Below are 20680 nucleotides of genomic sequence, written 5' to 3' on the forward strand. Positions count from 1 at the left end.
GCAAGGAATTCCGCGGTGATGAGCAGCGGCCGCACCACGGCCATCGGCGACGAGTGCTGCTCCAGCCAGGAATCGTCCGCCGCGGACCGGACAGCTCTTGGGTTCGCCGCCACGGTCCACGTCGCGATGAAGCCCAGTCGGTCCGGCATCAACTGGGGCACGACCAAGATCTCTGCGGCCCCCGCTGCCTCGCTACCCGGCCCGCACCGTAAGGCTTTCGCGCCCAGCGGTGAGCGCCACGTGCGCGACAGCGGCGTCCAGCCCCCGCTTCGGCAACGGCGCATCGTCGAACATGGTGATCTCGACGGCGTCCTCGGTGAGTTCCCAAGTGCCCGCGATACGTCCGCCCACCACGACGATCGGCGAGATCCAGCCCGCGGTCCGGCTCACCTTCGCACGGTGGGCGGCGGGCAGCGCGACGGTGTCACCGGTGCCCGGTCCCAGCACGTACTGGTCGAAGGCGCCGAGCAGATGCACCGTCGCGCTCGGCGCGGTGGCGGCCAGCGCGTCGACCTGGTCGGTCGGCAGGAAGCCGCGGCGGCCCTCCACGTCGACTTCGGTGAGCAGGTCACCCAACTCGGCGAACCAGCGCCGCACCGTGGATTTGCGCAGACTGTTGCGGCTGAGCCAGGCGTCGAAGGTCTCCGGCGTCGCCGGGCCGTAGGCGCCGAGATAGCCGAGGATCGCCGCAGGCGCCGCGGCATCCGGCTCGGGCAGGCCGGGCCAGTCGCGCACCAGCTGGGCGGGACGGGCGAACGTCACCTTGGCACCCCGCGACGGACCGTGGCAGAGCACCCCCTGCCAGGCCAGGGGTTTGAGCAGCGCGCCCCAGCCGGAGCGCAATTCCTCGCCGAGCCGGTGGAAGCCCGGCTCGGACACCAGCGCCTCGACCAGTTCCTCGCGGGTGAGCACCGCGCCGTCGAGCACCTCGGCGACCGCCTCGGCCAGCGCGGCCACCTCCGCGGGCGAGGCGCCGAAGTTCTTCTGCCAGGCGGGCTTCTCCCAGGTGCGTGCCGAGCCGATGAGCGCGAGGCAGGCGGCGGCCAGATCCGGAGTGAGCGCGTGCAATGTGCCGCGCATCGCCCAGGTCTTCATCAGCGCGCCGTCCCCGAGCGCGCGAACCAGCCCGCCCGGTTCCGGTTTCGTGCTGCGCAGCCCGACCGCCAGTTCCGCCGCGGAGGCGACTTGGGCCTGCACGCCGCACAAACGCCCGGCGATGGCTACCGCACCCTCGTCCGCACGGGACCGGACATACTGACGATCCAGCCGCCAGGCGAAAACCTGATCCCAGGTGGCTCGCACGCGCGCTCCTTCCCACTCAGCTCAGCAGCGCGCCGACACCGGCCACCGTCGCGGCCGCCAGCGCCGACCCGGTCACTGTCATCGCGATCACGCCGAGCAGGGCGGTGCGGGTGGTCGCTCGCCGGATCGCGCCGACCGGGTCGGCCAGCCGCTCGGCGCGGGCCAGTACCGCCGTGCCCGCCGCGGCCAGCGCACCCGGGGGCGCGGGCTCGACGACGCCGACGATCGCCAGCAGCCCGCCCAGTAACGGCAGCGAACCGTGCTCGTCGGCGGCCTTGTCGTCGGCACACATCTCCAGCAGCCGGGCGATCTCCGTCGCACCGACGGTGAACAAGCGCAGTCCCGGCAGCGTGGTGGCCACCGCGCGCAGCACCGCCGACAACGCCGCGTGCCTGCCGGACAGGTGCGCGCGCTCGTGCGCGAGCACCGCGGCCAGCTGGTCGTCGTCCAGCACGTCCAGCGCGGCGGTGGTGACCACGATGGTGTCTGGCCGTCCCGGCACGCAATACACCTGCCGCTCCGGCGAATCGAGCACGACCGCACCGATGCCCGGCACCGGCCTGCCGACCAGGCGGACGGCCCTGGCGTGGACGCTGGTGCGCCTGCGCATGTCCACCACGACACCCACCGCGCGCGCGATGAGCGCCACCGTGCCGGTGGCCACCAGCGCCGCCACGGCGAATGTTGCCGCCCGGGTGGCCGCGGCGCCGTGCACATGCATGGGCGTCCACAGGAACGACACGCAGGAACGCAGCGCGTCCTTCGGATGTCCCCAGTAGGTGGCGAACTCGATGGTCACCACCGTCGCGGCGATCCCCCAGGCGCTCAGGGCGCCGACGATCGCGACGACCCAGGCGATCACGCCCAGCCGCGGCGCGATGCCGCGATGGGTCAGACTGCGCAGCACGGGCGGACCGAAAGTCGCCACGACGCTGCCGTACAACGTCAGAGCGATGGCCAGGTTCACGGGACTTCTGGTGACTTGCGCGCCGCGAGTCTGCGCAGCGCGGCACGCAGCCCGGCCGACTCCTCGGCGCTGATCCGATCCACGAAATGACTGAGCACCAGATCGGAGCGTCCGCCGGACCCCAGCGCTTCTAGCATGAGCCGGGCGCTGTGCTCCTCCCTGGTGAGCGTCGGCCAATATCGATAGGCCTTACCCGCGCGTTCGCGTGCGAGCCAGCCCTTGCGATGCAGGTTGTCCATGGTCGACATCACCGTCGTATAGGCGATGTCGCGCTGAGCCGACAGGTCGTCGAAGATCTCGCGCACCGTTGTGTCCTCTGCGTCCTGATCCCAGATGCGGTCCATGATCACCGCCTCCAGATCCCCGAATCCACGCACCGTACCGACTCCCTCATCCGAGCTGTGCCCCGTCGTGGGAACAGGGTACCGGTTACGGCCGGTTACTACGGAGGCAACCAGTAGATCCGTCTGCGCCGACCAGGGCCGCGGGATGCCTTGCACGCCTGGGGCCGTGCCCTCACGCCGTGTCGCGCGGCGTCCGATCGAGCATGGCGAGGTAGGTATCGAGCTGGGCCGCGCCGGTGAGAAGGTTGCGGCTGCGCATGGTCAACCGGTCCTGCCAGGAGTCGAGGAAGGCGCTCAACGCGTCCGCCCCGCCCGCCGCGCGCAGCGACTCGACGAACCGCGCGACCTGGGACAGCCGGTAGCCGCCCCGGCGCAGCTGTCGTGCGATCTCGGCGTCGCGTACGCCGTCCGGTCCGTAGTGGCGGTAACCCGTCGCCCGGTCACGGTCGGGGCGCAGGATGCCATGGGACTCCCACATGCGCAGTGTCGCCGCGTGCACGCCGAGCCGGCGCGCGAGTTCGCCGACGGTCAGCGGTCGGCCGTGGACCTCGGTGGGCATCGCGCGGGCCAGGCCGCCCAGGGCCGTCGCGACCTCGGTGCGGGTGTCGCGTTCGGTGAGCAGCGCGACGTGCGCGGCGTCGATGAGCCGGTAGGCGGACTCGGAGTCGCCGCGGTTGGTCGCGCGCATGATGTCCGTCGCCTGCCGGTGGCCGTGGCCCGCTCGCAACGCGAGGAAGGCGCGCAGCGCCTGCGCGTGCAGGGCCGTGTAGCGCCGGTAGCCGGCCGCGCTGCGCTCGGCGGGCGGAAGGATGCCCGCGTCGTCGTAGTTGCGGATCGCCTGTGCGGACAAACCGTGTTCCCGGGCGAGGTCGATCGGCCGCAGCTCACACCTCCGATTGAGGCTTTGATCCCTGAATGCCAGGGATCAGTCGCGAAAGTTTCACTCGAATGTTCAACGATACTGTCGAGGGCAGTTCCTTCTGGAAAGGGGTTGTTCATGTCCACTGCCGCAGCACTGCGCGCCTTCGGCCGCCAACTCGACGACCGTGCAAGCCTGGGCCGTGCCCTCGACGAATTGCTCGGCGCGCGGACCGAGCCGACGGCCCTGCTGGCCCTCGGCGAGCCGACGCACGGGGTCGAGGCGTTCCCGTTGTTACGCAACGAGATCCTCTGTCACCTCGTCGAACGGGGGTACCGGTCGATCGTGCTGGAGACCGATGTCTTCGCCGCGTCCGTTGTCGACGACTACGTGGCGGGGGCCACCGCGAACCTCGACACGGTGCTCGCGACCGGGTTCAGCCACGGGTTCGGCGCGGTGCCGGGCAACCGCGAACTCGTCGAATGGCTCCGCACGCACAACGCCACCCGCGCGCCGTCGGACCGGGTTCGCTTCCACGGCTTCGACGCTCCGGTGGAGCACTCCGGTGCGCCGAGTCCGCGACGCGCACTGTGCTCGGTCGCCGACTATCTGCCCGCGGCGCTGCGGCCCGGATCGGTCCGCGACCTGGACGCACTGCTCGGCGAGGACGCGGACTGGACGAACGAGGCGGCCATGTACGACCCGGCTGCGTCCATCGGAGACTCGGACCGCGCCCGTGCCCTGCGCGTCGTCGCGGACGATCTCGCCTGCGCGCTGCACCGCGCGGCACCCGGCCTGCGTCGCGCCGACCCGACCGGCTACGAGCACGCCGTGGCGCACGCGCGCGCCGCCCAGGGCCTGCTGCGCTATCACGCGGCCATGGCCGGTTCCGCACCCGATCGCATCGCGACCCTGCTCAGCGTGCGCGCCGAGATGATGGCCGAGAACCTGCTCGCGATCGTCGCGCAGGAGCGGCGACGCGGACCGAGCCTGGTGTTCGCGCACAACGCGCACTTGCAGCGCGTGCAGTCCCACACGCCGATCGGCCGGGGCGAGGCGAACTGGGGCAGCGCCGGCGCGCTCGCCGAACTCACCCTCGGCGAGCGCTACGTGTTCGTGGCAACCGACGCAAGTCCCGACAGTGAGCCGGGCACCCTCCAGCGCGTATTGGCCGAGGCGACCTCCCGCCGTGCCCTGTTCCCGGCCCAGGACCTGCGCGCCGCGCTCGCGCCGTCGATCGGCACGAGTGCACCTTTCGTGCCCGGCCACATTCCGCTCACCCCGGCGGACCTGGACGGCGCCGATGCGGTCATCTTCGTCGCCGACACCGACGGAAAGCGGCATCAGTACTGGTAGCCTTCGCCTCCACCTCTGCTGCCGGCTCGCGGGTGTCTCGGCGGCACTCCGAACGGCCCGGGGAGTTCGACACGCCGGACGGAGGCTTATGCGAACATATGTTCGTGTCCGATGCGCCCGTCCCCCGCAGGCCCCGGATACTCGCGCGGCCGGAGGCATCGATCCTGCATGCCGACCTCGACTCGTTCTACGCCTCGGTCGAGCAGCGTGACGACCCGCGGCTGCGCGGCAGGCCGGTGATCGTCGGCGGCGGTGTGGTCCTGGCGGCGAGCTATGAGGCGAAGGCGTTCGGGGTGCGCACCCCGATGAACGGCGGGCAGGCGCGCCGGTTGTGCCCGCACGCGATCGTGGTGCCGCCGCGGATGTCGGCCTACGCCGAGGCGAGCAAGGCCGTCTTCGAGATCTTCCGCGACACCACGCCCGTGGTGGAGGGCATCTCCATCGATGAGGCCTTTCTCGACGTCGGCGGCCTGCGCCGGATCGCGGGCGAGCCGGTCGCCATCGCGACGCGGCTGCGCGCGCAAGTCCGCGACCTGGTCGGCTTGCCCATCTCGGTGGGCATCGCCCGCACCAAGTTCCTCGCCAAGGTGGCCAGCGCCGTCGCCAAGCCCGACGGGTTGCGGCTGGTCCCGCCGGACGGCGAACTGGAGTTCCTGCATCCGCTGCCGGTGGAGAGACTCTGGGGTGTCGGCGACGTCACCGCGCGCACGTTGCACGAACACGGCATCACCCGTGTCGGTCAGCTGGCCGAACTCGGTGAGCGCCCGCTGCGGGCGATACTCGGTCCCGCCGCCGCCCGCCACCTCTATGCCCTGTCCTGGGCGCGGGATCCGCGTCGCGTCGAGACCGGCAGGCGGCGGCGTTCGATCGGCGCCCAGCGCGCCCTCGGGCGCAAGCGCCGTCCTCCCGACGAGATCGAGGCCTACCTGCACGGGCTCACCGATCGGCTGGGCAGGCGGCTGCGCGCCGCCGACCGGGTGTGCCGAACGGTGGTGCTGCGGCTGCGTTTCGACGATTTCACCCGGGCCACCCGCTCGCACACCCTCGCCCAGGCCACCGACCACACCGAGACGATCCTGTTCGCGGCCCGCGCTCTGCTCACCGGCGCGATGCCGCTCATCCAGGAACGCGGCCTCACCCTGATCGGCTTGGCGCTGACCAATCTCGACGACGCCGACACCGTCCAGCTCTCGCTGCCCTTCGAGGCCCGCGCCACCGGCACCCTCGACGCGACCCTCGACGACTTGCGCGCGCGCTTCGGCTCCGCCGCCGTCACCCGCGCGACCCTCCTGCACCGGGGCGAGGGCCTCTCGGTCCCGCTCCTCCCCGACTGACGCCGACGGCGCTCGCGGTACCGGGCAGCGTCCGCACCATCACTCAGTACGTCCGTTTCGGCCGCTTGTCCATCAATCGCAGGATCAGCGGCGTGAAGATCAGCTGCATGGCCAGCTCCATCTTGCCGCCGGGGACGACGATGCAGTTCGACCGCGACATGAACGAGTCGTGCAGCATCGACAGTAGATAGGGGAAGTCGATCACCTTCGGGTCGGCGAACCGGATCACCACGAAACTCTCGTCGGCCGTCGGAATGGTGCGCGCGATGAACGGATTGGACGTGTCCACCGTCGGCACGCGCTGGAAGTTGACGTAGGTGCGGGAGAATTGCGGGCAGATGTAGGTGACGTAGTCCGGCATCCGCCGCAGGATCGTGTCGATCACGGCCTCGCTGGAGTAGCCGCGCTCGGTCTTGTCCCGGATCACCTTCTGAATCCACTCCAGATTGATGATCGGCACGACGCCGACCAGCAGATCGGTGTACCGGGCCACATCGACCGTGGAGGTGACCGCCGCGCCGTGCAGGCCCTCGTAGAACAGCAGATCGCTGCCCGGCGTCAATTCCTCCCACGGCGTGAAGGTCCCCGGCGACTGGCCGTAGGGCTTGGCCTCGGTCTCGTCGTGCAGGTATCGGCGCACGGTCCCGACGCCGGTCTCGCCGTAGTCGCGGAACAGCGTCTCCAGTTCTTTCAGCAGGTTGGCTTCCTCACCGAAATGCGAGAACCGCAGATTGCGGGTCTGCTCGGCCTCCGCCATGGCCAGTTTCATCTCGTTGCGGTCGTAGCGGTGGAACGCGTCGCCCTCCACAACGGCCGCGGTGATCCCCTCGCGGCGGAAGATCTCCTGGAAGGTCCGGGTCACGCTGGAGGTCCCCGCCCCGGAGGATCCGGTGATCGCGACGACCGGGTGCTTGACCGACATGGTTCTCCTCTTCAGCGCTGGGCCGGACGAAACAGCGACCGCCTGCCGAACAGCGAACTGTCGAAACTGGGCCCCTCGTCGGGTTCACGGTGATACCGCTCGATGCGCTCCACTTCGTTGCGGGAGCCGAAGATCAGCGGCACCCGCTGGTGGACCTCCCCGGGCAGCACTTCCAGCACCCGCTCGCTGCCGGTGGTCGCCGCGCCGCCGGCCTGTTCGACGATGAACGCGATCGGGTTGGCGCCGTAGAGCAACGCCACCCGCCCCGGACGCGCGGGCGGGCGGGTGTCGCGCGGATACAGGTACACCCCGCCCCGCGTGAGGATGTGGAAGGTGTCGGCGACCAGCGATGCCACCCAGCGCATGTTGAAATCCCGCTCGCGCGGTCCGTCCACGCCGTCCAGGCACTCGTGCACGTAGCGGCGCACGGGTCGCTCCCAGAAGCGCTCGTTGGCCGCGTTGATCGCGAAACCGGAGGTGTCCTCGGGAATGCGCATCCGCGGGTGGGTCAGCACGAACGCGCCGATCTCCCGGTCCAGGGTGAACCCGTCCACGCCGCTGCCGGTGGTCAGCACCAGCATGGTCGCGGGCCCGTACAGCGTGAACCCCGCGCACACCTGCTCGACACCGGACTGCAGGAAGTCGTCCGCGGCCGGACCGTCCTGCGACCCCGTCTCCCGCGCGGGCGCGCGCAGCACGCTGAAGATCGTGCCCACCGGAAGGTTCACGTCGATGTTCGACGAACCGTCCAGGGGATCGAACGCGAGCAGGTATTTCCCGCGCCGATGCGTGGCGGGCACCGGATGGATCTCGCTGATCTGTTCGGAGAGCAACGCCGAAAGATGGCCGGTCCACTGGGTTTCGGCGACCATGATGTCGTTGGCGATCGCGTCCAGCTCGCGATGCACCGTCGGCGGGGGGTTGCCCGGCCCCGAGGGGCCGAGCGATCCGACGATCGCGCCGCGGGTGACCTGGTTGGCGACGATCTTCGTCGCGGTCGCGATCACGTTCACCAGGGCGGAGAACTCACCGGACGAGCCGGGATGGCGATGCTCCTGCTCGATGGTGTAGCGGGTGAGGGTCTTCAGTCCTTCTGGCATAGCGCCTCGATCTCGTCACCGGGGGGCTCGTGCGGTGGGCCCGGGGTCGGTGAACACGCTGCTGCCGTACACATCCTGATCGGTGAGCGTGATCAAATCGGTCTTGGTCAGTGGTCTGCGCAGCTCGACGAGCCGCTTGGCCTGCCGCAACCGGCAGCGGTCCAGCGCGTTGCGGACGCTGCGCGCGTTGGAGAAGCGCGGACGGGCCATCCGGCGTTCCAGGTACTCCCCGAAAGCGCTGCGCGCCGCGTCGTCGAAATGGAAGTTCTCCCCGGTCACCATGAGTCCGGCGATGTCCAGCAGCTCGGCGTGGGTGTAGTCGGCGAACTCCAAGTGGTGGGCCACCCGCGAGGACAGGCCGGGGTTGGCGGAGAAGAAGCGATCCATCCGGTCCGGGTATCCGGCGAAGATCACCACCAGACTGGCGCGCTCGTTCTCCATCTCCTGCAACAGGATCTCGATCACCTCCTGCCCGTAATCGCGTTCGTTCTCCGGCCGGAACAGGTAGTAGGCCTCATCGATGAACAGCACGCCGCCCGCCGCCTTGGCCAGCGCCTCCTTCGTCTTGGGGGCGGTGTGCCCGATGAACTGGCCCACCAGGTCGTCACGAGTGACGGTGTGCACTTTGGGTTTGCGGATGTAGCCGAGCGCGTGCAGCATCTGCGCCATCCGCAATGCCACCGTCGTCTTGCCCGTGCCGGGCCCGCCGGTGAAGCTCATGTGCATGGTCGGCCGCGACGAAGTCAGCCCGAATCGCTGCCGCGCGCGGTCGATCAACAGCAGCGCCGCGATCTCGCGCACCCGCCGCTTCACCGGGGCCAGGCCGATCAGTTCCGCGTCCAGTCTGCGCAGCGTCTCCTCGACGTCGTGGCCTGCGATGTCGGCCGACAGATCCAGCACCGCGTCCTCGCCCAGGATCTCCGGCGCCTCCGTTTCGGCGGGCGCCGTCGGCACCGCGCCGGGGAGGTCGGTCCCCGGCCGGTGCAGACGGAATCCCGAGCCGTTGGGCTCAGCCGCCATACCGGTCTCCCGGGCGGACGGTCGTGGCATACGAGTGCAGGCCGTAGGTCTGCCTGCGGTCCGGGCCCTCGGTGCGGGTCAGCACGAAGCCGGGCTCGTCGGGCGGCCGCTGCACCAGGAAACTCAGTGCTGTCGTCTGCCTGGTGTATCGGGCGTCGTAGGCCAGCACCCGTACGTAATGCCGCGGGAAAGTGGCTCGGCAGGCGTTGATCTCGGCCAAGACACCGTCGGGCTCGTCCAGGTCGAACAGCGGCAGTCCCCACATCTCCCAGTAGGCGTTGCGTGGATGCGGATCATCGGTGTATTCGATGGATACCGGCCAGCTGTTGAGCAGCGCGTAGCGCACCTGGGCGGCGATCTGCTCATCGGTCAGCGGCGGCAGGTAGCAGAATGTTCCGTGCCGTAGATACATCGGTTTCTCCTTCCGGGATGGTCAGCGGCTGGCCGTCGGCACGGCGTCCGGCGCGTCGGTGGAGGTGTAATCGAAGGTGACATCGCCCCAGGTAGCGAGGGCGACGTCGAGCGGGCGGCAGATCTCGGCCGCCTTGCGCAACACCTCGGGCCCCTCCTTCAGCAGGTCGCGGCCCTCGTTTCGGGCCTGGACGACCGCCTCCAGCGCGACCCGGTTCGCCTCCGCGCCCGCGGCGATGCCGAGCGGATGCCCGATCGTGCCACCGCCGAACTGCAACACCACGTCGTCGCCGAACAGGTCGAGCAACTGATGCATCTGCCCGGCATGGATACCGCCGGAGGCCACCGGCATCACGCCGGGCAGGCTCGCCCAGTACTGGTCGAAGAAGATCCCGTTCGCCGGTTCGGTCCGAATGTGGTTCTCCCGCAGGGTGTCGTAGAACCCTTTGGTCGTCGCGGGATCGCCCTCCAGCTTGCCTACCACGGTGCCCGCGTGCAGATGATCGACGCCGATCAGCCTGCACCACTTGGCCAGCACCCGGAAGCTGACACCGTGCGTCTTCTGCCGGGTGTAGGTGGAATGCCCGGCGCGATGCAGGTGCAGCAGCACCCCGTTGCGGCGCGCCCAGTGCGACATCGACTGCATCGCGGTGAATCCGACGGTGAGGTCCATCATGATGACGACGCTGCCGAGTTCCTTGGCGAACTCCGCGCGCTCGTACATCTGCTCCATCGACGCCGCGGTCACATTGAGGTAGTGGCCTTTGATCTCGCCGGTCTCGGCCATCGCGCGGTTGACGCCCTCCATCGCGAACAGGTATCGGTCGCGCCAGCGCATGAACGGCTGGGAGTTGATGTTCTCGTCGTCCTTGGTGAAATCCAGGCCGCCTTTGCACGCCTCGTAGATCACCCGGCCGTAATTGCGCGCCGATAGCCCGAGTTTCGGTTTCACCGTCGCACCGAGCAGTGGCCTGCCGTATTTGTTGAGATATTCGCGTTCCATCACCGTGCCGTGCGGCGGCCCCTGGAACGTCTTCACGTATGCCACCGGAATGCGCATGTCTTCCAGCCGCAGCGCCAGCAGCGGCTTGAAACCGAACACGTTACCGATGATCGACGAGGTCAGATTGGTGATCGAGCCCTCCTCGAACAGGTCGAGATCGTAGGCGATGTAGGCGAAGTATTCGCCCGGCCGCCCGGGGACCTCATCGATGCGGTAGCACTTCGCCTGATAGCGCGAGTGCGCGGTGAGCCGGTCGGTCCACACCACCGTCCAAGTGGCCGTGGAGGATTCACCCGCCACCGCGGCGGCCGCCTCGATCGGATCGACGCCGCGCTGCGGGGTCACCCGGAACACGGCGAGCACGTCGGTCTCCGTCGGCTGGTAGTCGGGCGCGTAATACCCCATCGAGGCGTAGGTTTGGACACCCGGATCCCAGCGGTCGCGTTCGATTTCTTCGGCCATCGTTCCTCCTGCTGTGCCACTGCGGGACACCCGCACCCGGGCGAACGGGCGTGCCTTGGGATTTCCAGGATGACGGGCCGGATACCGACAAACAATTTGATTGTTCCTCGCGATACTCAACCTTTTCTTCGAGTTTGTTACCGTCGTTCGGTGGGTATGGTGAGCGCGGCACGGATGGAAACCTTCCTGGCCGTCGCCCGCCACGGCGGCATTCGCCGCGCCGCGGCGCAACTGCACATCACCGAAGCCGCCGTCTCCGCGGCCGTCGCGCATATCGAGAAACAGCTGGGGGCCAAGCTGATCGCGAAGTCAGGGCGCGGCATCACGCTCACCGAGGCGGGCCGCGTCTACGCCGAATACTGCCGCGGCATCCTCGGCCTGATGAAGGAGGCGCAGGCCGCGGTGCGCCGCGCCGAGACCGGGCGCCTGCGCATCGGTGTGGTCGCCACCGCGGGTGAATACGTTCTGCTGCGGCCGCTCGCGTCGTTCCGCCGCCGGTTCCCCGACATCGAACTGAGCCTGTCGGTGCATCCGCGCGACGCGCTGTTCCTCGAATTGCAGCATCACGAAACGGATCTAGTCATCGCCGGTCGCCCACCGCGCGATACCGGGCTGGTGGTGCGCGCCAGGCGGCCGAGCAGCCTGGTCGTGGTCGGCCTGCCGGAATTCGATCCGTTGCATGCCACCTGGCTGCTGCGCGGGCGCGGCTCCGGCACCCGCGAGGCCACCCTCGGCCTGCTCGACCGGCTCCGAATCGAACCGGCCACGCTGACCCTCGGTTCGCACGGCGCCGTCCTGGCCGCCGCGCGAGAAGGCCTGGGCGTCACGCTGATCCACAGCGATGCCATCTCCCATGATCTGGAGAACGGCGTGCTGCGCGTGCTTCCGATCGAGGGCACTCCGCTGGACCGTCCGTGGCATGCCATCACCACTCGCACCCCGACGCCGACCACCCGGCTGTTCCTCACCCATCTGCTCGACCCGGCCGAAGTCGGCTCCGACGCCTTCCACCCCGGTTGATCGCGTTCCCGGGCGGCACGCCGGGCGCGCAGAATCGCCGGATGGATGTGACAGACTGGCTGCCATGACCCGAGGGGACGTACCGTCCGACGTGTCCGACACCGCGCGCTGGGTCGCGGCCTACCGTGCGCGCGAGACGACGCGTCGAGACGCGCTGTTCCGCGATCCGCTCGCCGACCGGCTGGCCGGAGAACGCGGCCATGCCATCGCCGACAGCGCACCCCCCATGATGCGGGACGGGTGGCCGATCGTCACCAGGACCAAGCTGATCGACGACCTCGTCGCGAAAGCGATCGCCGAGGGTTGCGACCGCGTGCTCAACCTCGCCGCCGGCCTGGACACCCGACCCTATCGGCTCGAGCTCCCGGCCGGGCTGCTCTGGATCGAGGCGGACCTGCCCGGGATCGTCGCCGAGAAGGACGCCGCGCTCGCCGGTGAGACACCGCACTGCGTGCTCCTGCGCCGAGCGGTCGATCTGGCCGACCCCGAGGCCCGCGGGAAGTTCCTCGACGAGGCGCTCGGCGCGATCGGCCCGGTCACCGCCCCCGCGTCGAAGGCCCTGGTGCTCACCGAGGGGCTGCTGATGTACCTCGATCCGGCTACGGTGACCGAGCTGGCGGACGCCCTGACCCGTCCGGAAATCGCCTGGTGGCTGCTGGATCTGAGCCTGGGCATGAAGAAGATGCGTTCCGGGGACACCTTCGCCAACGCGCCGATGAAGTTCGAGCCGCCCAACGGCGTCCGCTTCTTCGAAGACCTCGGCTGGCAGCCGGTCGAGCTGGAGAGCCTGCTGGTGCACGCCCGCAAGTTCCGCCGTGCACCTTGGTACCTGCGCCCGTTCACCTATCTCCCCCAGCCCGACCCCCGCAAACCCATGCGCAACCCCTGGTCGGGCATCATCCGCTTCCGTCACGCCTGACCACGGCGATCGGCGACGGTGATCGTCTTGTTCCGGCTTGCGTCGCCGTCATCTGCATGAGCCAAGAGGCCTCACCGCGGCGAGGCCTCTTGTCGGTCGGCGTTGCGATCGGTGAATCAGCGGTTGTCCTGCTGGCGTTGCTCCCACTCCGCCTTTCTGCGCAACCATTCCGCTTCGCGCCGGTCGCGGGCTTCCTCGGTGTTCGATTGCCGATACCACTCGTCTCGCTCGGTACCGGCGAGGTCGTCTTTGAATCGCTCGGGTAGATCGTCCGCGTTCATCTGCGGTGGCCGTGCATCGAATTCTGCGAACGCTGCCTCGGCTGCGGCTCTTACTTCGGGCGGAATGTCATGCACCGGCACCCCGAACGTCTTCCCGATCGCCCTGTATTTCCCATGCTGCTCCACGGCGGTCTCCTAATTACTTCGGAATAACTTCGATCATCTGAATTACCGTGCGGCCGGTCACCCAGTCGGTAGTGATGTTTGTCGGACGGAAAGTGGTACCGGTCTTGAAAAGCACTTCCGGGTTACCGGGCGCGGAATATTGCGTAACGTCTTTTCCGGTTTGCGAGAAATACCGAAATTCGACATTGCCTTCCCGGATACCGCCACCATCTTTCAACGGTGACGTGCTGGTGAACGCATCCTCGGTGACACCTTCGCTTCTTCGCCATGCCGCGTAGTACTTATCGATCTCGTCCGGTTCCAAGTTAGTGACGCGGGTGAGCGGCCCTTGATGGTCCGGCAGTTTGTCCAGCGCGGAATTGAGCGTGTCGACGTAGCGTTGCTGCTCCGGAGTGAGGGGACGCCCGGCCCGCAAGGGGAGATTCGCGTACTGGTGTCCCGATCCGGAGTAATCCGCGATCGCGTCCACCTCGGCACGCGACAGCGACGCGGGTCTCGTCGGCGCCGCAGCCCTCTCCCCCATCCGCTTGAGCCGCTGCAGCTCCTTCTCCTTCTGCGCCAGGCCACCGAGTCGATTAGCCCGGAAGGGCTTGGCTTTCCTGGCGATCTTCCACCCCTCGACCAGCGCACGGATAGGCGTCGCGACCTTCGCGATGATCTGCGCCGCCCGTGCACTTCCGGCAGCCGCGCCCAATCCGGCGGTAACGACGGACGCGGCAGCGGCTATCGCAATCGTGATCGCCAACTCTTTCAACAGCTCTTTGCCCAAGTCCTCCAAGAGGAGAACAAGCTTTTCCCGCAGCTGCTTCAAGTCCTCTTCATGGTCCAGGCAGGACATCGAGAACTCGTCGAAGGCGGCAATGGCATCGTTCGCGGCATCGCGCAGCGTCGCGATATTCTGCACGATGAGCGAAATCTCCGGCGCGGCATTCTGCTCGATTTCCTTGGCAATCTGGTCGAGCGTATCCGGAAAGCCGGTCACCGACGGATCGTTTCGAATCTGCTTCCACGCATCCGCTACGGCCCGCAATTTATCGGTATCGCCATCCGGGACTGTGATACCGATTGCCTCTATCAGCTCGACAGAATCTGAAACCAAGCCGTTTCCGGGACCACCCGCGCTGGGCAGCGGCACCCTGCACAGGTACACGGCCGGAGGAAATGGAGCAGGTTTCTCCGGTCCACTACCGCCTGCGTTGACGGTGGCTGTGTGTTCGGCCATCGCGTAGTTGTGGCCCACGGTCTGCAGGACGGATGCGAAATTCCCACTCGCTTCGGCGATGAGCGTGGTCTGTCGCAGCAGTTCTCCGGCACCGTTGTCGTAGGCTTCCGCCCATTCACGAGCCTCCTTATAGCTTCCCGCCATGCTCGAGCAGTTCGATAGCGCGCCGAAACGTCCGTCGATGGCGGAAAACCAGTTGGTAGCGGCCTCCTGCAATCTGGTCGCTGTCGAGTAGTACGTCTGCGGGTCGACATCCATCACAGTCATGCGGTCTCAGGTCTCCAGCATCCGCATGTTGGTGGTGATCGCCTCGCTGTAGGCGGCATGTGCCGCTGCCGCAGCGGCACGCATGGTTGCGATGCCGTCGCGGACGTCGGCCGCGCCTTCGGCCCAATCTCGGTGCGCCTCAGCGTGGGTCGCCGCAGCGGCACCGGTCCATGCGCGGTGCAGCGCGGTTACCCGTTGCTCGACGCCGGTGAAGGTGTCCTCGGTGAATCCGACGAGCCCGGCGATACGGGCGGTCACGGCGTCCAAGTGGTCGAGGTCCACCCCGAACGCGGAAGTCACGGCAGATCCAGCGAGGATGTCGCGGCCATGATGGCCTCGGTGCGGGCAGTGTCGGTGCCCACGACTGTGTCGACCGATATGCCCAGCAACTCACCCATGCCGTGCAGGGCCTCCAAAATGCTGATGGCGCCCTGACGGGCCTCGCCCCATGCCGTGGAGTAGGCATCCGCGGCCGAGCCGCGCCATGTCGCCATGAGCCCGGCCACCTCGGTATCGGCCGAGCGGATGCCGTCCCGCAGTGTTTGCGCGGCCTGCTGGATGTAGCGGCCCGTGTCGGAGACTTCGGCTGGGACCATAGCGAAATCTGTTCCGAAGCCCGCTGTGTCGGTCATGCAATCCCCTGCCTGCGTAGTGCGTCATACGTGTTTCATCTGTGATCTCAGGTTTAGACGTACCGTCCGTCACGCTGGTTCCGATCGAGTCCACTTCGAAACCAGAAAGGCCGCAACGGTCACCGTGTCCGATCGGCGGACACGTACCGGGATTACAGCTGGCCGTGCGGGGAGTCGAAGGTCAGGACACGGCCGCCCAGTTGGATCTGGGCGCCCGGGGCGAGGGTTACCGGCAGGCCAGGGGCCGCCCGGACCCAGTCCTGACGTCCGGGATGACGAAGGTGGGTGCCGTTGGTGGAACCGCCGTCCACGACCGTGACGTCCCAGTCGACGAGGCGGATCTCCGCGTGTGCTCGCGACATCCCGCCGGAGCTGTCCTCCAGCCGTATCGGTCGCGCGCCACGCGCGACCGCCTCCGAATACTCCGGCTCGCGACCCAGAACGCAGTCGTTGTCCAGCACGAACGACGTGCCGTCGTCGAGGAGCAGCACACCCAGCGGTGGGCGCACCCCTTCGCTGAGCACGCAGGTGAGCTGATCCATCCGGATGCCGCACACCGCGCAGAACGACACTCGCGGATCGTTGTGATGATGCCGGGCGCACTGGAAGCCGTGCACGATCACCCGGTGTCCCAGCGGGTTCGAACCGGTCGAGCCGAGCGCGTCCGCGACGACCTCGGAGGAGGGCACCATCGTCTCGGCGAGATTCGCGTCGTTGGCGATCGCGTATTCCCGATCGGTGCGATGGGCGGGCCGCGCTGGAGCCTGCTCGGAACCCGGCGGTATCGGCTGCGCGACCGGAGGTGTCATGCCTTCGCGTGGCGCGGCCCGCCGCGGCGCCGCCTGGAGATCGACTTCCGTTGCGGTGTCGTTGGATTCCTCGCCTTTGCGCAGGCTCGGCGCCCGCCGTGGCGGTGCTCCGGACACCTGCCCGGAACCCGGCTCAGTCGCGGGACGATGCGGTTGCTGCGCGAGCTGCGGCCCCGTGGCAGGGCGCGGGTGCGGCGCCGCGACCGCGGGCGGCTCCAGGGGGACAGGCGGTTCGGCCGCTGCGCGTCCTTCGAGGTGCTGTGGCACTGCCGTTCGCCGGGGTGCGGGGCCGGGCTCCCGTGCCGATGTAGCCGCGGGCGGCTCGTGCACCGATCGGGATGGCCGCATGGACTCGGTGACGCCCAGGTTCTCCGGTTCGCCGTGGACCGCGCCCGGCCACCGCACCGCACCCGACCCCGGGGCGGTCCCCTCGCCGAGCGCGAAGATCCCGCGCCCCGGCAGGGCCTGCGCGGCCCAGCCCGCCTCGTCCACGAACAATCCCGCGCCGCCGGCGGGTGCGGGCGTCACCATGCGGTCGACGGTGAATCCGGCGTCCCGGCCGCGCAGCACCTCCGGGTGGCCTGGACCGGCGAGCACCGCGGTGACCCCACCGTGCAGGAACACCGCGAGGCCGTCGTCCACCGGCGTGATCACCCCGAATTCGACCTCGTCCTCCGCACCGTTGGACAGGCTCATCAACCACGTCGTAGCCAGTCGCGCCACCGCGCGCCCGCTGCGGTGCCGGTCGCGCGCGACGGCTTCACGCACGATGCCCAGCAGCGCCGTCATCGTCCGGGCCGCCATCGTCTCCGCCGTCACGGCGCTGTCGCCCCGGTGCGCGACGACCACGACCACGCCGCTCGCGCTCGCCACCAGATGAGCGCCGGGCAGCACCTCGATCTGCGCGCTCACAGGAACCGGCCACCCTGGAACCGCCACCGGTGGAACACCACCCGCATCGGCCCGTTCACGATGAGCCAGAAGACGATCCACGTGAGAACGAATTGAATGCCGAACGCCGCGGGCGAGGGACGCAGATGTTCGGGCAGCACCACCGTGGTGTGGCGCACCAGGACCCACATCAGCGCCCCCTCGTTGACGATGGTGATCAGACCGAACAGCGTCGGCCAGTCCTTCTCCCAGCGGAACTGCTGCAGGAAATGGTAGAGCAATTCCCAGAGCACACCGACCAGAACGGTAGCCACCAGGACCGACAACGTCACCCGGTACGCCTGCCCGATGCTCGACGAGCCGGTCGGCAGAAACGGGGTGATGATCAGCGCGACGACGAAGCCGATCACGCTCAGCGCGAGAAGACGGGTCTGGATTCGCCCGTTCAAGGTAGGAAGCATGTGCTCAGATCTTCTCGTTCGTAACCCACAGCCACCATTGCCGCGTCGAGCGCAGCGGACCCATCCTGCGGCAGAACCCGACCGCGGCCAGATCGTCGGCGATCTCCTGCGCGGCGATCTGTAGCCCCAGGAAAGTGTCCACACCCGCGAACGGCCCGCCCAGCGTGGCACTGCCGGAGGCGTACATCCGCCCGGTGCCGCTGCGGGTGCCGATCAGTTCGAACGAGGTGTCCACGTCGAGCCTGCCCAGCGGATTGCGCCCGGCACCGGTGTGGTCGAGCAGGTCGGCCAGCAAACGGTGCTCGCGGATGTCGGCTTCCAGCCCGGTGCAGTCGACGATGTAGTCGACGGTCGTGTCGAACGGTTGCGTCGGCGGCGGAAACGGCAGCGGCGCAGTGGCGTCCGGAAGAATCGTCGCGACCACGCCCTGGCGTCCCCCTGCGGGGCGCGGAGCCCGCATCGTGCCAGCCATCACCTGATACCACCCCTCCCTGCGGCCCCGGCGCAACTGTTCCTGCCAGTTGTCCCGGATCGGGGTGTTGGTGCCGGAGATCTCCTTGTACGCCCGCGCCCGTTCCTCGCCTTGCAGGTTGCGCACTTTCTGCTTCAACTGACCGCCCCATACCGACTTCGGGTAGTTGAACCCCTGATAGGCCCACCCGTCGCCGCCCTTGCGCCTGCTGAAGATGTTCTTGCCGTGCGGGCCGGCGACATACGTGCGGAACAGATGCAGTATCCGGGTGTCGAGCCGGTACTTGTCGCGATCGTCGATGAGTCGTTGCAGGACGCGGCTGGCCACGATCCCACTGCCGCGGATCAGCACGGTACCGGGCCGCCTCTGCAGCGCCTGGTAGACGTGCTCGTGCGGCTCGTAGGCGTTGACCACCCGTGTCGGGTCACGGTGGGTCTCGCGATATTCCTGCAGGTCCGGCAGCAGCTTCAGACCCGGATATCCCACCGCCACATGGACATACGTGCTGCGGAAGGCGACCCGTTTGGTCGGCGCCGCGCCCGCCGGCGGGGTGAGGATGGTGAAGTACCCGCCGCCTTGGCGCTTGCGCACCATGCGTACCTGGCCGCGATGCAGGGACCGGGCGTAGCCGATGCGGTGGAACTCCCGCTCCATGGCGGTGAACGCCTGGCCCGCGCGCGGGGTGTAGTAGTTGGCGAAGATGGGCTCGACGAAGACGTTCCACAGCGGTTTGATCGACTTGTCCGCGACGGCCTCCCGCACCGCGTACGAGGGGAAGCCCCACATGTTGTCCGGCATCGAGGCCGAGTCGCTGCGCAGGCGCTCGCCGCGCGGAATCTGCGAGACCCGGGTCAGGTACTCGTAGGAGGCCCAGGGGTGCTCCTGCGGGCCGAGGACCGCCATCGCCTCGGCGGGCACGCCGAAGATCCGGAGCGTGTCGTAGGTGACGAACGATCCGATTCCGCTGCCGATGGTCACGAACGGCACGTCGATCACCGGTATCCCGGCGCTGCCCAGCATTTCATCGGTCCATACGTCGGTGTCGACGAGGGCCTGGGTGATATCTCCCCGCATCGGCCGGACTCTACCGGCAGATTCTTATCAACTGCTTGCCATCGGCTTTCGGCCGATGACGCCGCTGCTGACGCGCGGTGCACGACGCGCGCGAAACCATCTGCGCCGAACCTGCCACGCGGTCCGCCCTCGCGGACGTACCATGCCGTTCGTGGCCGATTCCCCTCGTTCCACCCCTCTGCGGGTTCTCGTGTACAGCAACGACGCCGACACCAGGCGCCAGGTGATCCAGGCCTTGGGCAAGCGTCCCAGCCCGGAGTTACCGGAGTTCGAGTACCTCGAGGTCGCCACCGGTCCGGTGGTGATCGCGCAGATGGATGCCGGTGGCATAGACCTGGCCATTCTGGACGGTGAGGCGAGCCCGACCGGTGGACTCGGTATCGCCAAGCAGTTGAAGGACGAAGTGGACGCGTGCCCGCCGCTTCTGGTGCTGACCGGGCGGCCGGACGACGCATGGCTGGCGAGCTGGTCCCGCGCGGAGGCAGCGGTGGCGCACCCGATCGATCCGCTCCGGCTCACCGAGGCCGTTGTCGCGCTACTGCGCAGCCGTTCCGCGGCTTGATCACCGAGGCGTCCCCTCGGTCATTCATAGCGATCATGAATTAGTCGCGTCCGGCCCCCGACCGCATTTCGGCGCGGAGAAACGCTGTCCCAGGCCTTCCCCCGTCGGCCCTCCCGGGCACCGTACCTCCATTGCCGTTTCCTACTCTGATCCCGCTCGGGACCACATTCGACGTCGCGATATCCGCCGTCGGCCATCAGCCAACTGACCGTTCACCCAACGTCGCGTGCATCCGCGCGGATTACCACCGTTTCGGTCATAAATGCTTGTACTGAATTCGATCAAACGGCGGCCCCAAACCCGCTGCGGAGCGACTGTTCGGTTGTAGGCTGTGCCCTACCTCACATGGAACCGGATCCAGGAATGACCGGTTCCGTGTGGAGCCGAGGGGCGAGTCCGTCCGAGGCGGACACCGACGTCAGCCCGCCTCGGACGCTGTTATCAGCTGCAGCTCGCAAGAGGGGAAGTGCAGTCGTGAATATCGAGGTGCCGACGCTCGTACTGGGCGCGATCGCGGCGGCGTTCGCGCTGTTCTCCATCGCCCTATCGGCCCTGGTCGGGCCGAAGCGGCGCAATCGGGCGAAGCTGGAACCGTACGAATGCGGGATCGAACCCACCCCGCATGCCGTGGCGGGGGGTCCGGGAAACGCTACGGGACAACGCTTTCCGGTGAAGTACTACCTCACCGCGATGTTGTTCATCATCTTCGACATCGAGATCGTGTTCCTCTACCCGTGGGCAGTCCACTTCGATGCGCTCGGTCTCTTCGGTCTCGCCGCGATGGCGTTGTTCATCGTCAACGTCTCGGTGGCCTACGCCTACGAGTGGAAGCGCGGCGGTCTCAGTTGGGACTGATTGCCGCGC

At 68.2% G+C, this 20680-nt stretch carries 22 protein-coding genes; 6 read left to right on the plus strand and 16 right to left on the minus strand.

Annotated elements, in window-relative coordinates; all coding sequences use genetic code 11:
• Positions 1 to 192: 192 nt before the first annotated feature.
• From ABZ803_RS00920 to ABZ803_RS00935, 4 genes are all read right to left on the minus strand, one after another.
• Complete coding sequence (locus ABZ803_RS00920) at positions 193 to 1302, minus strand: crosslink repair DNA glycosylase YcaQ family protein (protein WP_357030996.1); 1110 nt, start codon at positions 1300 to 1302, stop codon at positions 193 to 195.
• A 16-nt stretch (positions 1303 to 1318) separates the two neighbouring features.
• Positions 1319 to 2269, minus strand: coding sequence for a M56 family metallopeptidase (locus ABZ803_RS00925; protein WP_357030999.1), 951 nt, complete (start codon positions 2267 to 2269; stop codon positions 1319 to 1321).
• Positions 2266 to 2646: a BlaI/MecI/CopY family transcriptional regulator gene (locus tag ABZ803_RS00930; protein ID WP_040866763.1), complete on the minus strand. Its 381-nt coding sequence runs from the start codon at positions 2644 to 2646 to the stop codon at positions 2266 to 2268. Before ABZ803_RS00930 ends, ABZ803_RS00925 begins: the two co-directional genes overlap by 4 nt.
• A gap of 139 nt (positions 2647 to 2785) precedes the next feature.
• Complete coding sequence (locus ABZ803_RS00935; RefSeq protein WP_357032586.1) at positions 2786 to 3496, minus strand: MerR family transcriptional regulator; 711 nt, start codon at positions 3494 to 3496, stop codon at positions 2786 to 2788.
• A gap of 114 nt (positions 3497 to 3610) precedes the next feature.
• Here ABZ803_RS00935 and ABZ803_RS00940 point away from each other — a divergent pair, with 114 nt between their 5' ends.
• Complete coding sequence (locus ABZ803_RS00940; RefSeq protein ID WP_357031002.1) at positions 3611 to 4828, plus strand: erythromycin esterase family protein; 1218 nt, start codon at positions 3611 to 3613, stop codon at positions 4826 to 4828.
• A 98-nt stretch (positions 4829 to 4926) separates the two neighbouring features.
• Positions 4927 to 6162, plus strand: coding sequence for a DNA polymerase IV (gene dinB, locus ABZ803_RS00945; protein ID WP_357031005.1), 1236 nt, complete (start codon positions 4927 to 4929; stop codon positions 6160 to 6162).
• 43 nt (positions 6163 to 6205) lie between these two features.
• Here dinB and ABZ803_RS00950 read toward each other — a convergent pair whose 3' ends face one another.
• From ABZ803_RS00950 to ABZ803_RS00970, 5 genes are read right to left on the minus strand one after another with little or no spacing between them, the layout of a single operon-like run.
• Positions 6206 to 7084 carry a phosphoribulokinase gene (locus ABZ803_RS00950; protein ID WP_357031008.1) on the minus strand — a complete coding sequence of 293 codons (879 nt, stop codon included), beginning with the start codon at positions 7082 to 7084 and terminating at the stop codon, positions 6206 to 6208.
• An 11-nt stretch (positions 7085 to 7095) separates the two neighbouring features.
• Positions 7096 to 8184, minus strand: coding sequence for a class 1 fructose-bisphosphatase (locus ABZ803_RS00955; protein ID WP_357031011.1), 1089 nt, complete (start codon positions 8182 to 8184; stop codon positions 7096 to 7098).
• Positions 8185 to 8199: 15 nt separating this feature from the next.
• On the minus strand, positions 8200 to 9204 hold the full coding sequence (locus tag ABZ803_RS00960) for an AAA family ATPase (protein ID WP_357031014.1): 1005 nt from the start codon (positions 9202 to 9204) through the stop codon (positions 8200 to 8202).
• Positions 9194 to 9616 (minus strand): ribulose bisphosphate carboxylase small subunit, encoded by a 423-nt coding sequence (locus ABZ803_RS00965; protein ID WP_043691098.1) that lies wholly within the window; start codon positions 9614 to 9616, stop codon positions 9194 to 9196. The genes ABZ803_RS00960 and ABZ803_RS00965 overlap by 11 nt, the downstream gene beginning before the upstream one ends.
• A 21-nt stretch (positions 9617 to 9637) precedes the next feature.
• Positions 9638 to 11080: a form I ribulose bisphosphate carboxylase large subunit gene (locus ABZ803_RS00970; RefSeq protein ID WP_357031017.1), complete on the minus strand. Its 1443-nt coding sequence runs from the start codon at positions 11078 to 11080 to the stop codon at positions 9638 to 9640.
• A 156-nt stretch (positions 11081 to 11236) separates the two neighbouring features.
• Between ABZ803_RS00970 and ABZ803_RS00975 the strand changes: the two genes are divergently transcribed.
• Positions 11237 to 12100: a LysR family transcriptional regulator gene (locus ABZ803_RS00975; protein WP_357032589.1), complete on the plus strand. Its 864-nt coding sequence runs from the start codon at positions 11237 to 11239 to the stop codon at positions 12098 to 12100.
• Positions 12101 to 12164: 64 nt separating this feature from the next.
• Entirely contained in the window at positions 12165 to 13019 is an 855-nt protein-coding gene (locus tag ABZ803_RS00980) for an SAM-dependent methyltransferase (protein ID WP_357031020.1), read from the plus strand.
• Between the two features lie 116 nt (positions 13020 to 13135).
• Here the strand turns inward: ABZ803_RS00980 and ABZ803_RS00985 are convergent, their stop codons facing one another.
• The 7 genes from ABZ803_RS00985 to ABZ803_RS01015 all read right to left on the minus strand — a co-directional run bounded on the left by ABZ803_RS00985 (position 13136) and on the right by ABZ803_RS01015 (position 19254).
• Complete coding sequence (locus tag ABZ803_RS00985) at positions 13136 to 13300, minus strand: hypothetical protein (protein ID WP_357031023.1); 165 nt, start codon at positions 13298 to 13300, stop codon at positions 13136 to 13138.
• Between the two features lie 139 nt (positions 13301 to 13439).
• Positions 13440 to 14915, minus strand: a complete 1476-nt coding sequence (locus ABZ803_RS00990) for a hypothetical protein (protein ID WP_357031026.1) — start codon at positions 14913 to 14915, stop codon at positions 13440 to 13442.
• Positions 14916 to 14921: 6 nt separating this feature from the next.
• Positions 14922 to 15215 (minus strand): WXG100 family type VII secretion target, encoded by a 294-nt coding sequence (locus tag ABZ803_RS00995; RefSeq protein ID WP_357031029.1) that lies wholly within the window; start codon positions 15213 to 15215, stop codon positions 14922 to 14924.
• The gene (locus ABZ803_RS01000) at positions 15212 to 15547 is read right to left on the minus strand and encodes a WXG100 family type VII secretion target (protein WP_357031031.1); all 336 of its coding nucleotides are present in this window, start codon (positions 15545 to 15547) and stop codon (positions 15212 to 15214) included. Before ABZ803_RS01000 ends, ABZ803_RS00995 begins: the two co-directional genes overlap by 4 nt.
• A gap of 152 nt (positions 15548 to 15699) precedes the next feature.
• On the minus strand, positions 15700 to 17268 hold the full coding sequence (locus ABZ803_RS01005) for an FHA domain-containing protein (RefSeq protein WP_357031034.1): 1569 nt from the start codon (positions 17266 to 17268) through the stop codon (positions 15700 to 15702).
• Positions 17265 to 17708, minus strand: a complete 444-nt coding sequence (locus tag ABZ803_RS01010; protein ID WP_357031037.1) for a hypothetical protein — start codon at positions 17706 to 17708, stop codon at positions 17265 to 17267. Before ABZ803_RS01010 ends, ABZ803_RS01005 begins: the two co-directional genes overlap by 4 nt.
• 4 nt (positions 17709 to 17712) lie before the next feature.
• Positions 17713 to 19254, minus strand: coding sequence for a hypothetical protein (locus tag ABZ803_RS01015; RefSeq protein WP_357031040.1), 1542 nt, complete (start codon positions 19252 to 19254; stop codon positions 17713 to 17715).
• Positions 19255 to 19396: 142 nt separating this feature from the next.
• Here ABZ803_RS01015 and ABZ803_RS01020 point away from each other — a divergent pair, with 142 nt between their 5' ends.
• Both ABZ803_RS01020 and ABZ803_RS01025 read left to right on the plus strand, forming a co-directional pair.
• A complete protein-coding gene (locus tag ABZ803_RS01020) occupies positions 19397 to 19816 on the plus strand; it encodes a hypothetical protein (protein ID WP_357031042.1) in 420 nt (139 codons plus the stop codon).
• A gap of 474 nt (positions 19817 to 20290) precedes the next feature.
• A complete protein-coding gene (locus ABZ803_RS01025; protein ID WP_357031045.1) occupies positions 20291 to 20671 on the plus strand; it encodes an NADH-quinone oxidoreductase subunit A in 381 nt (126 codons plus the stop codon).
• Positions 20672 to 20680 lie beyond the last annotated feature (9 nt).

This window comes from Nocardia sp. NPDC047648, from assembly GCF_040642815.1.
In the GTDB taxonomy this organism is placed as follows: Bacteria; Actinomycetota; Actinomycetes; order Mycobacteriales; family Mycobacteriaceae; genus Nocardia; species Nocardia gamkensis.